Here is a 13,880-nt window from a genome sequence, read left to right on the forward strand (position 1 = left end):
ATACCCAATGTTTGATTTCTTCTCTGCCCGGCGCCCCAGCACCTTGGCCTCCGAGGCGATGATCGCCACGTCGCATCCGCTGTCCACCGCCGTCGGGCTTGAGGTGCTGTCCCAGGGCGGCAATGCCGTCGATGCTGCCATCGCCGCAGTTGCCGTGCAATGCGTGGTTGACCCGCTGATGACCGGGATCGGGGGCGATTGTTTTGCGCTTTACGCGCCGGCTGGTGGCAAGGTGAAGGCGCTCAACGGATCGGGCCGTGCGCCCGGCGCGGCCAGCGTCGCGGCGCTGAAGGCTGCTGGTCTGACCGATGAAATCCCCCAGACCAGCCCGCATTCCGTGACCATCCCCGGGGCCATTTCCGCCTGGTGCCGCCTGCATGCCGATCACGGCTCGCTTCCGCTTGACCGCCTGTTTGCGCGGGCCATCGGCTACGCTGAAAACGGATATCCCGTGACGCCGCGCGTGGCGATGGACTGGGCCAACAATGCGGCCCTTGTGGCGCAGGACGAACATGCCGCGCGCCTGTTTCTGCCGAATGGCAAGGCGCCGCTGGTGGGCGAACGCCGCGCACAGCCGCTGCTGGCGCTGCGCCTGCGCGAAATCGCCGCCAAAGGCGCCGCCGCATTTTACGAAGGGGAAACCGCCGCGCGCATGGTCGCACATCTGCAATCGCTTGGCGGTCTGCACACCGAAGAGGATTTCCACGAAGGGCGCGATCAGGCGCATTGGGTCGATCCGATCTCGACCAGTTATGGCGGCTATGATGTGGTGGAATGCCCGCCCAACGGTCAGGGGCTGGCCGCGCTTTTGATCCTGCGGATCCTGTCGAAATTCGACATGGGCAAAGGCCTGTCAGAGGCCGACCGCATTCACCTCCATGCAGAGGCGACCAAGCTGGGCTATCACCACCGCGACGCGCTGATCGCCGATCCTGCGACTAGTCCCGGCGTGGTCGAGACATTGCTGAGCGACACAGTGGTTGATGCCCTTGCCGCGCGCATCGACATGACCCGTGCCCTGCCGCCGGCCCTGTGGGACGAGCCAGAGCATAAGGACACAATCTATCTGTGCGTGGTGGATCGCGACGGCAATGCAATTTCCTTCATCAACTCGATCTTTCACGGTTTTGGCTCAACCCGGCTTGATCCCGCAACCGGTGTCCTGTTCCACTCGCGGGGCGCGTCCTTCCGGCTGATCGAAGGACATCCCAATGCCATTGCGCCTGGCAAACGTCCGATGCACACGATCATTCCCGGCATGCTGTGCCAGAACGGCCGTGCGGTCATGCCTTTTGGCGTGATGGGCGGGCAGTATCAGGCGGCGGGCCATGCGGCATTTCTGTCGGGCCTTCTTGATCAGGGTATGGATCTGCAAGAGGCGATGGATGCACCGCGCAGCTTTGCCACCGGGGGCGAGCTGCAGATCGAACCCGGCGTGTCCGAACAGGCGCGCGCCGACCTTGCCGAACGGGGCCATGTGCTGCGGATCATGTCCTCGCCCATCGGGGGCAGTCAGGCGATCCGCATCGACACTGAAACCGGAATGCTGAGCGGGGGCAGCGACAGCCGCAAGGATGGCATGGCGCTGGGGTTCTGAACAAGGGCTGGGTTCATTTCAGCGCCGACAACAATGCACAGCGTGGCCGCAGCAAGGCGGCCGCGACCTCCCTTGCGATGTCCATGATGGAACCGAAAAACCAGTCAGCCCGCACAAGGGCGGATCGGAAATGCCGCCACCTGGCCCGGTTACCATACCCCACACAGATAATTACTTTGCTGACCTAATTAAATTCACTCCTTTCGACGGTCAAAGCCTGCGGCGCGACACCGGATGAAATTCGCATAAATAACCTAATTTTCAACATATACTACGGGTGGATTCAGGAATTGCATCAGAAGCACGCAGATTTCAGCCGGATTTTATCGGTTTGATCTTTGGAATACCATGCATTAGCTAAGCATCGAAGGTAGATGGCCTGATCGCACACCTCACCACCGCGCCCTTGCCGATGAGGCCTGCTGGTGCATCCTGGGGTGGGCCTGTCATCTGGTTTTGCCAAAAAATTACAGGAGCACTTTTATGCGTAAGCTAACCCTGACGTCGACGGCACTTGCGGCCATCAGCATCATGCCCATGACTGCCAACGCCCAGGACAACACTGCCCAAGACAACAGCGCGCAATGTGGCGAGGTTTCCATCGCCCAGATGGGCTGGGCCGCAGCGGAAGTGACCACCAACATCGCAAAATTCCTGCTGCAGCAGGGCTATGGCTGCGACGTTTCCCTTGTTCAGTCGGATACGATCCCAGCGATCACCTCCGTGGCCGAAAATGGCGAACCCGACGTTGTGACCAACCTCTGGCTGAACTCCGCCGGCGACGCCTATGCCAAGCTTGAAGAAGGCGGCACCATCCAGACGCTCACCTCGGTTCTGGAACCAGGCGGCGTCGAAGGCTGGTGGATCCCGACCGTCCTGGCCGAGGAGCACCCCGAGCTTAAGACCATCGAAGGCGTGCTCGCGCATCCTGAATGGGTCGGCAACCAGTTCAACAATTGCCCCGATGGCTGGGGCTGCCGCGTGGTGTCGGACAACCTTGCGCGCGCCGTGGACCTCAAAGGGCACGGCATCGAAGTGTTCAACCACGGCTCTGGGGAAACGCTCGCCTCCTCGATGGGCGCGGCGGACACAAACGGCGAACCATGGTTCGGCTACTACTGGGGCCCCACCGTGCCGCTTGGCAAATACGACATGACCCGCGTGTCGCTGGGCGACTATGACAAGGCGAAATTTACCCCGCTGCAGAACCCGGACACCCCGGATCCGCAGGTTTCCGAATTCCCGGCAGCGCCGATCCTGACGGCGGTCACCACAGACTTTGCGCAAAACAACCCGGTTGTGACCGAATTCTTCACCAACATGACCTTTGGGACCGATCAGATGTCCAGCCTGCTGGCATGGAAGGAAGAAAACAACGCCTCGAACGAGGAGGTTGCGGTGTATTTCCTGACGTCTTCACCCGACACATGGTCCGCATGGGTGAATGACGCTGCCCGCGAAAAACTGTCGGCTCTGATCAAATAAGGTCGCATCGCCCTTGCGGCTGAGGTGATCAGGCGGGGCCGTCCATCGGTCCCGCCTTTGTATTTATACAAGGAGGGGCTTCGGCCCGAGTGCAAAACATGGCAACATACGACGGACTTTTCGACACACTGGGTCTGCGCAGCTGGTGCGACAGCGGCGACGGCGGTGGTCCGATGTCGATGGCTGACCTTCTCGCCCAGACAGGCGGGTCAGGGGATGGCGGATCTGGCAGGCTTCCCTTTCCCTCACTCGACTCGCTGAACGATGCCTGCGCGGCGTTTCCGCAATCCCGCGACCTGACGGTTGGTCTTGAAGAGGGGTTTCTGTCGATCCGCGATCCCCTGCGCGCGATTGTCGACCCGCTGACCCAGCCACTAAGCTGGATGCTGAACGGCACACTGAACATCATGACAACCACGCCTTGGTTCATCATGATCCCACTTCTCATGCTGATCAGCTGGTGTGTGGGACGGTCGTGGAAAATTGTCGGCCTTGTGGCCTTTGGCTTGGGGCTGCTCGCCTTTGTCGACTACTACGATTACGCGATGCAGACACTGGCAATCATTTTTGTCTGCGCCTTCATCTGTGTCCTGTTCGGCGTGCCAATCGGTATCGCAATGTCGCGCTCCGACAGATTGCAGCGCGTGGCCATTCCTGTTCTGGACATGCTGCAGACCCTGCCGCCCTTTGTTTATCTGATCCCGCTGATCTTCCTGTTCTCGGTGACGGAGCCCAAGCTCTACGGCATTGCGGTGATCCTCTATGCCATCGTGCCTGTGGTGCGCCTGACGGATCTGGGCATCCGGCTGGTGGACAAGGACGTGATCGAGGCCGCCGATGCCTTTGGCATGACCAAGCGGCAAAAGCTGTTCGGGGTTCAGATCCCGCTGGCCCTGCCCAACATCATGGCGGGTGTGAACCAGACAATCATGATGAGCCTCGCCATGGTTGTGATCGCCTCGATGGTGTCGGCCCCGGGCCTCGGCATTCTGGTGCTGCGCGGTATCCGCAATCTGGAACTGGGGGTCGGGCTGATTGCCGGTCTTGGCATCGTCATTCTGGCGGTCCTGCTGGATCGTGTCACCAAAGCCTCGCTGGCGCGGATCGATTCCAGCCAGTCCAGCCGATAGGAGGTCAAGATGACCAAACCCGTCAAGATTTCCATCCGCAACCTCTACAAGATCTTTGGGGATGATCCGCAACATGCGCTGAAACAGGTGCAGGCCGGCAAGAGCAAGGCCGATCTGCTGAACGAAAGTGACCATGTTCTGGGTCTGCGGGACATCAACGTCGACATGAAGGATGGCGAGATCACAGTGATCATGGGGCTGTCGGGGTCGGGAAAATCGACCCTGATCCGGCATCTCAACCGCCTGATCGACCCCACCTCGGGCGAGGTGCTGGTAAACGGCGAAGACATCATGAGCTGGGATGAGTCACGTCTGCGTGGTCTGCGTCGGCAGACCATGTCGATGGTGTTTCAGAAGTTCGCGCTGTTGCCGCACCGCACGGTGCTGGAAAATGCCGGCATGGCCCTCGCGACCCAGGGCCTGAAGCAGCAAGAGTTCGAGACCGAGGCCACCAAATGGCTGGAACGGGTCGGGCTTGCCGGTTACGGTTCGCAATACCCGCACCAGCTTTCGGGCGGGCAACAGCAGCGTGTCGGCCTTGCGAGGGCGCTGACATCGAATTCCGACATCATGCTGATGGACGAAGCATTTTCGGCACTGGATCCGCTGATACGCACGGACATGCAGGATCTCTTGCTGGAACTGCAGGCCGAGCTGAAAAAAACCATTGTGTTCATCACCCATGATCTGGACGAGGCGCTGAAGCTGGCTGACCATCTGGTCATCCTGAAGGCTGGCGCCATCGTGCAGCAGGGTGAACCGCAGCACATCCTGCTGAATCCGGCGGATCCCTACATCGAACAATTCGTTGCAGACATCAACCGCGCCCGCGTGCTGCGTGTCCGTTCCGTGATGACCAAGGGCGCACCCGAAGGGAAGGTTTGCGGCGATATCGCAGCCAGCGACAATCTGGAAAGCGTGATTTCGCGGGCCCGTGGCGCGCTGGACCGCCGGTTCCGGGTGATGGAGGGTGACACGCCTGTCGGCTCGCTCACAATGGCCGATCTGATGCTGGCCCTGGTCCCCCGAGAGGCCCGCATCCCGGCCTGAGCATACAAACGGTGTCCGCCCGCATCAGGCGGGCACCGCAACCGGACAATATGATCCGCCGACGGCGCTCGCCTTGCAGGCCAGCTCACCTCAGGCTGCGCTTACGGCTTATCCGGCCATCTGCCGTCAAAGATCAGCTCTTCAAGCGGCGTGCGCTTGTTCCAGCCTTTCACCTCAAGTTCCGGGCGCGTGTACAACTCGTCCACATATCCAAGGCACAGGTATCCGACGATTTCGACATGCTCGGGTATGTTGAGCAACTGCCTGATGTCCGCAGGCCGAAAGATGCTGACCCATCCCAGACCGACGCCCTCTGCCCGGGCGGCAAGCCACAGGTTCTGTATCGCGCAGACCGAACTGTAGACGTCCATATCCGCATTATGTGTGCGGCCCAGCACAACCTTTCCGCCGCGCGTTCTGTCACAGGTCACGCAAATGTTGATAGGTGCCTTGCGGATCCCTTCAAGCTTGAGTGATCTGTATTTGGACTGGCGCTCTCCACTGAACATTTCGGCGGCTTCCTCATTTGCCGCGCAAAAGGCCTGCCAAATGCGCTCGCGCTCTTGCTGCGCGCGAATGACGATAAAATTCCAGGGCTGCATGAATCCCACGGAAGGCGCGTGATGCGCCGCATCCAGCAGCCTGAGCAGGACATCGTCCGACACGGGGTCCGGTTTGAACTGATCACGCACATCACGGCGCGTGTAGATGGCCTTGTAAACGGCGTCCCGTTCGGCTTGGGAAAATGGTTCGGCCTGTTCCAGCATGGATGTGATTGGCATTGTCTGATCCCCGGCAATACGTGTCTGCGCCCGCTCCACCCTCCGCGTGTCCCGGGCTATCCTGTCTGGCCGGTCTTCTGACTGAGGATCATCTGATCGGGGCACCTTCCCGGTTTGCACCAGTGGCATTTGCCTGGACCATCACCGTCACAGCGTTGGGCACGTGCCGGACTTTCACCAGCTTCCCGATTCTCCCGCACAGGCGGGCACCAGACGTGATCAGATAGACACGGATGAATAACGACATCAACATCGATCTCAGGTTGATTTCCCCAACGCAAAAGAGGGGTCCTCGCGCAGGGCAAGGGGTACAGATATGATGACCGGCCGCGCCGCGACCTTGGCGCAGCCTCAGATACCATCCTCGATCAGGGGGCTTTCGCGCAGAATCCCGGCAAAGGGATCAACCAGACCCATGTCTGACAGGCGCGGCCCCGGGTTGCAGATCAGGGACGCGCCGAAAAGTGCCTTGAAGACCAGAAATGGCGGCTCCCATTTCGCGATCTGATCCGCCGCTGCGCGGATCTCGGCAAAGCCTCGCGCCACCTGCGCAAGTGGCAGGGGGCTGACCAGCCCCGCCAGGGGCAGCGCCAGTCTGGCCAGGACCTGGCCGTCACGCACCACAGCCATGCCGCCCCCCATCGCAACCACCGCATTGGCGGCCACTGCCATATCTTCGGCATCGCGGCCAAAGATCGTCAGATTGTGGCTGTCATGGGACAAGGTGCTGGCATAAGCGCCCTGCCAGACCCCCCAGTTTTCCAGAAAAGCCGTGCGCACGGGCGCGCCTCGGGTGTAGCGATTGATCACACTCATCCGGATCATGTCATCAGCGGGCTTCAGCACGCCGCTCTCAACCTCTACGATCCGTTCGCCCCATTCGGGAAAGCGGGGTTTGGACAGTGTGTCGATGCGTGCACGCGGCCCGATGGCGGCGATCTCGAAATCTTTGGGGGCGAACCGGCGCGATACGACGGTTTCGAACAACACCTGTGGTACGGGATGGCACGGCGATTGCGTCAGAAGCGCGCCTGCGCTCGCAATGATGCGTCCATCGGCCACCACCGTGTGCACCTGAACCTCGTTCAGATCGCCGATCAGCGCGATATCGGCGCGCCGCCCCGGCGCCACCAGACCCAGATCGCGGCGTCCGATCTGCGTTGCGGCATTCAGCGTGGCCGCGCCATAGGCCCACCAGGCGGGCAGACCGGCACGGATCAGCAGGCGGATGACCTGATCCAGCCCGCCATCTGCCAGCAGATCATCGGGAAATACGTCATCGGTGCACAGGGTCAGGGTCTGCGGCAGATGCCCCAGGGCAAGCAGCCTCTGGGCAAATTCCGGCAGAAGATGCGCATGGGATCCGCGCATTTCCACCGTCATCCCGGCCTCAAGCCGCGCCATAAGATCCGCCCCGGATGTCAGTTCGTGATCGGTTTGAACACCTGCTGCGGCATAGGCGTTCAGATCCCGTGGCCCCAGCCCGCGCGCATGACCACAGACCCGCTTGCCCGACGCAAGACCGGCATTCACGATGCCCCGGCTGCGCGCATCGCCCTTTAGCAAGGGCTGCATGGTCATCACCTCGGCCACGCCATGGATCTGCGGATCGCTCAGCAGCTCAGCGATGGTCGCAGGGTCGAAATCCGCGTTCGCAGCCTCGTACCCCGGGGCCGATGGCACGCAACTCGGGGCCAGAACCATCAGGCGCAGGGTGGCCTGCCGGGCGGCGTCCAGCGCATAGGCCATCCCGGCACGCCCGGTCGCATTGGCAAATTCATGCGGATCCCACAGCGCCGTGGTGACCCCGCGCGGCACAACGGCGCGGGCGTATTCCTCGGGCATGACAAGCGAGCTTTCGATATGCATATGCGTGTCGATAAACCCCGGCAAGAGGGTCAGCTCATCCGCATCCAGCACCTCCTGCGCCGCACGGCTGGGGTCTGGTGCATGCACGCTGGCGATCAGCCCACCGCATATCCCGACATCGGCGCGGCGCATCTGGCCCGTGACCATGTCAAGCAGCTGTCCGCCCCGGATCAGCAGATCAAAGGGCGCCTCGCCCCTCGCGGCACGAACGGCACGGGCGCGCAGCTCCGGCGCATTCAGGTCACTGTCTTGGGACATACGTCAACTTTCCGCCAGAACGGCAAGGATCCGGGCCGCGACACCGGCATCTGCGCGCACCGCCAGTCGGCAACGGCTTTGGATGTCTGGGGCAAAGCTGGTTTCCCCGAAGCTGTCATCTTCGCTGCAGGATACGTGCAGCGTCTTGTGCGCGAACTCAAAAAGCTCTGGCGCCACAAGCGCCAGCGCGGCCACCGGATCGTAGATCGCCATGCGCGCGCGCCCTCTGGACAGCGCGATGTCCAGATATCCGCCCAGCAGATCGGTGGTCAGCGGATCGCTTTTGGGCAGATCCTGCGTGCCAAAGGTCACCGTGCGGCACAGCATCAGGTCGATCACGTCCAGCGGCAGACCGGCGCGCGCCACGATATCCGCAGCATGCGGATCACCCAGCGCGTTGAATTCTGCACGAGGGGAATGGTTGCCGGGCCCGGCGCTGCCCCCCATCCACACCAGCCGCCCCAGGCGCGCCGCAGCATCCGGCGCCTGCAGGACCAACTGCGCAATGGTGCTCAGTGGCCCGAGCGCGAGGAGCGTGCAACTGCCCACCGGGCTGCGCAACAGCCAGTCCGCAAGGGCGGTGACCGCATCGGGGGGCGTTTCACCGGCCACCTGCGGCAGGCTGCGCCCGCGCGTTGGCATGCCCTGCGCGCCAAGGATACGCTCAGCCGTTTCGGGTGTGCGCTGCAGGGGCCGCTCCGCCCCGGCATAAAGGTGCAGCGGCAGGTCAAACGCCTGCGCCGCTCCGCGCGCATTGGCAATCGCGACGTCCCGCGGAACGTTGCCTGCCACCACCGAAACCCCCGTTGGCGTGATGTTGTGCCGGTGCAGCAGCCGCAGCGCCCAGAGGTCGTCAAACCCCATATCGGTATCGACCCAGACCGATGTCATGACGCAAGGCCTATCGCAGTGTCATGCGGCAGATCGAATGCCACGGTGGCGCCGATTTCGGCCTGCGGCGTTGCGATCGGCGTGTCGGCCTTGATCTGGCCGAGGGGGGTGTCAAGCACGTATTCCCGGTGCGCACCGGCAAAGCTCTGGCTCATGACGCGGCCAAGGTGCGGGCCGGAGCCAACCGTGACCGCATCCGGCCGCCACGCGAGCAGAGGCGCGCTCGCCTCATAGCCCGCAGCCAGCCGCCCGTGGTCCGACACCAGATCGCCAGCTTCGGTGCGAAAGATGTTCTCGAATCCCATGAAACTGGCGGCAAAGGCGGTGGCCGGTCTGTTGTACAGCTCTGATGGCGTGCCGATCTGTTCGATCCGCCCGTCGTTCATCAGCACAATGCGGTCGGCCATCGCCAGCGCCTCGGTTTGATCATGGGTGACAAAGACCATCGTGACGCCGGTGTCGCGGTGCACCCGCTGCAATTCGCTGCGCATCTCAAGACGCAGCTTTGCGTCAAGGTTCGACAGCGGTTCATCCAGCAGCAGGACCTTTGGCTCCATCACCAGCGACCGCGCCAGCGCCAGCCGCTGTTGCTGGCCGCCGGACATTTCGGCCGGTTTGCGCGCCTCAAAACCACTCAGCCCCACCTTGGCCAGGATCGCTTCGGTGCGGGCGCGGATCTCTGCGGCGGGCAGTTTTTGCAAGCTCAGCCCAAAGGCGGCGTTCTGGGCCGCAGTCAGGTGCGGAAACAGCGCATAGGATTGAAAGACCAGCCCGATGCCGCGCTTGTTGGCCGGTGTGCGGGTGATGTCCTGCCCGTCCAGATGGATCTGTCCGCCCGTCGGCTGCAGCAGCCCCGCAACAGCGCGCATGGTGGTCGACTTGCCACAGCCCGACGGGCCCAGAAGCGCGATGAATTCGCCCTTGGCGATGCTCAGGTTCAGGTTGGGCACCGCAACCGAGCGGCCATAAGACAGGGTCAGATCAGACAGGTTGAGGTAAGCATCAGACATAGCGAGAGAATCCCAATAGGCGCTCTGCGACAAAGACAATCACGACAGAGAGCAAGGCAAGAAGCGCCGACAGTGCCGCCACGGAGGGATCATAGGTGATCTCCATATAGGCCAGCATGTCGATCGGCATGGTGCGTACCCCGGGCCCCGACAGGAACAACGAGACAGGCACCTGGTTGAAGCTGGTGACAAAGCCCAGAATGAACGCGGCAAGGACCCCGCCGCGAATGTTTGGCAACACAACCTTGGTAAAGGCCTGAAAGCGCGTACAGCCCAACAGCACGGCGGCCTCTTCCATGTCAGAGCGCAGGTTGTTCAGGCTTGATGACACCACCCGCACCGCATAGGGCAGCACCAGCGCGGTATGCGCCAGAAACAGCGCCAGCGTGACTGTCACGCTCAGCGGCACCACCATATAGCGCAGCAGCGCCAGACCGACGATGATGCCCGGAACGATCAGCGGGGCGGCAACCAGCGTGCGGATCGTCTCGCTTCCCGGCAGCCGGTAACGGTTGAGCGCATAAGCCGCCGGCACGCCCAGACCCAGCGCACAAAGGGTGGACAGGATCGCGATGCCCATCGACAGCGCAAAGCTGGCGCGGAAACTTTCGACCGTAAACACCTTGGCATACCATTTCAGCGACAGCCCCTCGGGTGGAAAGGCCAGCATGTTGCCGCCCGATGCGCCGGCGAGGATGATGATAAGAAAGGGCCCGATCAGAAAGGTCAGCGTCAGACCTAGGATCACCCATTGCGGAAATTTGCCCATATCAGCGGCGCCCCGATGCAATGTATTTCAAAAGGAAGTTGGCCGAAAAGGACATCAGGATCAGGATCATCGCGATGATGCTCGCCGCCACAAAATCGTTCGAGACGTTGACCTTCTGGTACAGCAGCGTCTCAAGCATCAGCACCTTGGACCCGCCCAGAATGGCCGGCGTGATATAGGCGGTCAGAGATCCGGTGAACACGAGCGTCCCCCCGATCACCAGCCCCTCTTTCGTCAGGGGCAGGATGACGCGAAAGAACACCGCGATCCAGCTGGCCCCCAGCACCCGCGCAGCAGGGATGACATCCCGCGGGATATTCTCCATCGCAGACACCAGAGAGATGATCATCAGCGGCAGGAACAATTGCAGCAGCCCCAGGAAAACGGCCGTTTCGGTGAACAGCAGCCGCACTGGCCCATCGGTCAGATGCAGCCCGACAAGCGCCGAATTGACGATGCCCGTGCGGCCCAGGATCACGATCCAGGCAAAGGTGCGCGCCACCGGAGAGATCATCAGCGGCAGGATCACCAGACCGAACACCCGACCCCGCGATTTTGGCGGCAGGCTGACGATGCTGAAGGCGGCGGCATATCCGATCACGGCGGCAGTCCCCGCCACCAGCGCGCCCAGCTTGAGCGTGCGCAGAAACACGGTGCGGTTCAGACCAGAGCTGAAGAAATCGACATATCCCGACAGGCTCCAGCCGGTGGCGGAGGGGCGGAAGCCTTCGGACAACAGGATCGCCACCGGCAGGATGAACAGCAGGGTGGCAAAGGCAGCGGCGGGCAGGGCCAGCACCAGCCCTTCTTTTCTGTTCGAGAACATTGGCGGACTTTCAGGCGAAAGGAGGGACCGCGCCGTCAGCGCGGTCCTTTGCGGGGCAGCTTAGCGGATGACTTCGGCATTCCACTGTTCCACCCAGGCGTCACGATGTGCGACGATATCCTGCGGTGAGATCATGTTGAGCGAATTGATCAGCTCGGCTCCATATGTCAGGCCCTCGGCCACCTCGTCGCTCAGGACGACCTTGGCATTGGCGGGGCTGTCGATCTGCGCCTCGGCGATGCGGGTCTGAACCTCGCTCGACAGCCAGTAATCCATGAACTGATAGGCCAGATCCTCGTTTCCGTTGCCTTTGGTCATGACCATGACATTCATGCCGCCGGTCTGGCCTTCCTTGGGTTCGGCCCAGGCAAAGGGCAGGCCCGACTCCTTGAAGCTGCCCCAGGCAAAGCGGCCCACGGGCGCGGCGATCACTTCCTGCTGGTTCATCAGCTGCGCCAGCTCGGAAGAGCGGGAATAGAATGTCACGATGTCGTCGGCATGTTCCCCGACTGTTGTGATCGTCTGGGCAAAGTCTTCCGGATGTCCAAGCGCCTTGGACAGCATCAGCAGGGTCAGCGGACCCTGGGTGCCGGTGATGTTCGGCAGGGCAACGCGGCCTGCAACCTCTTCGTCCAGCAGATCGGCCCAGCTGTTAATCTTGACCAGATCCGACCGGTAGACGATCGAGCTTGCGTAAAACGTGTACCCCACAGCCGTCTGATCCCCCAATGGGTCCTGCGCCGACGGGTAGAGATCTCCAAAGCTGGTCAGACGGGTGCTGTCGATCTGCGCCAGCAGCTCTTTTTGCGACAGCGCATAAGCGTCATGGGCCGAAATCACCGCAACGTCGATCACCGGATCTGCGGCATTTGCCTCGATCTTGGCCATACGCTCGACGCTGTTGCCGGTCTCGACCACCAGATCGCAGCCGCAGATTTCCTCAAACGGATCGTACAGCGCCTCTTTGTATTCGTCCTGGGCAAAAGCATAGACCGAAATGGTCAGCGTCTTGTCGGCGGCTGTGGCGGTCGTGGCCATCAGTCCCGCTGCGGCCGCAGTGCAAAGCATGGTTTTCATATCTGTGAACCCTGTTGTGGTTTCGGAGAGGTGGTGGATTGCCGGATAACCAGACGCATGGGAATGGTCTGCCCCAGCAGGGGGGCCTGTTCACCGCGGATCTGGGACAGGATGATGGCGATGGCGCGCTCGGCGATGTCTTCGGTCGCCTGCGCCACAGTGGTCAGCTGCGGGTGCATGGCCTGCGACAGCGGCAGATCGTCGATGCCGCTCAGGCTGACGTCCCCCGGGACCTGCAGCCCATGCCGGGACAGCTCCGCCAGCACCCGCAACGCCAGAAGATCCGAGGTCGTCAGAACCGCAGTGGCCCCGTCCCGGATGTCATCCACCAGATCCTTCAGGCCGTCGGGGGCAGATCGCGTGCGGATCTTGGCATGCGCCGCAAGCGCCTCGGTCATGCCGGTGATCCGGTCGCGCTGCACGTCGGACAACGGATCGCCGATCAGCACCACATCCTTATGGCCAAGCTGTGCGATATGCGCCCCGATCAGCCGCCCGCCCCCGATGTGATCGGCGCTGACCGTGTTGGCGGGATCGGCGGCGGCGTTGATCACGACCATGGGCACGCTCTGACGTGCGGGCGTTGTCCCCCGTTGCGGCACGATCAGGATGCCGTCGACACCGCGCTGCACAAGACGGCTCAATGCGCGGTCCTGTTCTTCGGCACTGCCGCGGGAATCCGCGATCAGAACGCCCAGCCCCATGCGATCCGCCTCGATGGCAAGGCTTTGCGCGATGCGCGGAAACAGCGGATTGGTTAGGTCCGGCATGACAAGCCCCAGCGTATCGGTGCGGCCGGACTTCAGCGCGCGGGCCGTCTGACTGGGGACATAACCGGCCTTGGCGGCGTACCTGCGGATGCGATCCGCCAGCTCGGCGGAAACGCGTCCCCGCCCGGACAGGGCATTGGACACGGTGGCGACGGAAACGCCAAGTTCGGTTGCGACTTTCTTAAGGCTCATCTTCGGTCCATCCTGAGTCGATGAAACGTTTAACCTTCGGCTTATCGCCGGGTCAATGCTGAGGTTAAACGATTAACCATACAGATTGTCGTCTGCTGCAATTTAGACCGACGTCGCCACAGAAACAGGCAGTCCACAAATGCAGTCAGCCTACTGCCCGCAATCGACCTCAAG

12 protein-coding genes and 1 riboswitch are annotated in these 13,880 nt (G+C 62.1%); of the genes, 4 read left to right on the forward strand and 8 right to left on the reverse strand.

All coding sequences use genetic code 11. From position 1 onward, the window contains the following. Positions 1–7 precede the first annotated feature (7 nt). From P775_RS04830 to P775_RS04845, 4 genes are all read left to right on the forward strand, one after another. Positions 8–1,597, forward strand: coding sequence for a gamma-glutamyltransferase family protein (locus tag P775_RS04830; protein ID WP_099909901.1), 1,590 nt, complete (start codon positions 8–10; stop codon positions 1,595–1,597). 483 nt (positions 1,598–2,080) lie between these two features. Further along, positions 2,081–3,082 carry an ABC transporter substrate-binding protein gene (locus P775_RS04835; protein ID WP_099909902.1) on the forward strand — a complete coding sequence of 334 codons (1,002 nt, stop codon included), beginning with the start codon at positions 2,081–2,083 and terminating at the stop codon, positions 3,080–3,082. A 98-nt stretch (positions 3,083–3,180) separates the two neighbouring features. Further along, on the forward strand, positions 3,181–4,212 hold the full coding sequence (locus P775_RS04840; protein WP_099909903.1) for an ABC transporter permease: 1,032 nt from the start codon (positions 3,181–3,183) through the stop codon (positions 4,210–4,212). Positions 4,213–4,221: 9 nt separating this feature from the next. Next, entirely contained in the window at positions 4,222–5,262 is a 1,041-nt protein-coding gene (locus P775_RS04845) for a quaternary amine ABC transporter ATP-binding protein (RefSeq protein ID WP_099909904.1), read from the forward strand. Positions 5,263–5,363: 101 nt separating this feature from the next. On the opposite strand, the gene bluB is transcribed toward P775_RS04845, so the two are convergent. From bluB to P775_RS04885, 8 genes are all read right to left on the reverse strand, one after another. Continuing rightward, a complete protein-coding gene (gene bluB, locus P775_RS04850) occupies positions 5,364–6,044 on the reverse strand; it encodes a 5,6-dimethylbenzimidazole synthase (protein ID WP_099909939.1) in 681 nt (226 codons plus the stop codon). A gap of 50 nt (positions 6,045–6,094) precedes the next feature. Then, a riboswitch (cobalamin riboswitch) is annotated at positions 6,095–6,273 on the reverse strand. Positions 6,274–6,395: 122 nt separating this feature from the next. Continuing rightward, positions 6,396–8,171: an adenine deaminase gene (locus P775_RS04855; protein WP_099909905.1), complete on the reverse strand. Its 1,776-nt coding sequence runs from the start codon at positions 8,169–8,171 to the stop codon at positions 6,396–6,398. A gap of 3 nt (positions 8,172–8,174) precedes the next feature. Further along, entirely contained in the window at positions 8,175–9,062 is an 888-nt protein-coding gene (locus P775_RS04860; protein WP_099909906.1) for a nucleoside hydrolase, read from the reverse strand. Then, the gene (locus P775_RS04865) at positions 9,059–10,072 is read right to left on the reverse strand and encodes an ABC transporter ATP-binding protein (protein ID WP_099909907.1); all 1,014 of its coding nucleotides are present in this window, start codon (positions 10,070–10,072) and stop codon (positions 9,059–9,061) included. Before P775_RS04865 ends, P775_RS04860 begins: the two co-directional genes overlap by 4 nt. Beyond that, a complete protein-coding gene (locus P775_RS04870) occupies positions 10,065–10,841 on the reverse strand; it encodes an ABC transporter permease (RefSeq protein WP_099909908.1) in 777 nt (258 codons plus the stop codon). Before P775_RS04870 ends, P775_RS04865 begins: the two co-directional genes overlap by 8 nt. A 1-nt stretch (position 10,842) precedes the next feature. Beyond that, positions 10,843–11,667 (reverse strand): ABC transporter permease, encoded by an 825-nt coding sequence (locus tag P775_RS04875; protein WP_099909909.1) that lies wholly within the window; start codon positions 11,665–11,667, stop codon positions 10,843–10,845. 60 nt (positions 11,668–11,727) lie between these two features. Continuing rightward, complete coding sequence (locus P775_RS04880) at positions 11,728–12,744, reverse strand: extracellular solute-binding protein (protein WP_099909910.1); 1,017 nt, start codon at positions 12,742–12,744, stop codon at positions 11,728–11,730. Continuing rightward, entirely contained in the window at positions 12,741–13,706 is a 966-nt protein-coding gene (locus P775_RS04885; protein ID WP_099909911.1) for a LacI family DNA-binding transcriptional regulator, read from the reverse strand. Before P775_RS04885 ends, P775_RS04880 begins: the two co-directional genes overlap by 4 nt. Between the last annotated feature and the right edge of the window lie 174 nt (positions 13,707–13,880).

It is taken from the genome of Puniceibacterium antarcticum (assembly GCF_002760615.1).
Lineage (GTDB): Bacteria > Pseudomonadota > Alphaproteobacteria > Rhodobacterales > Rhodobacteraceae > Puniceibacterium > Puniceibacterium antarcticum.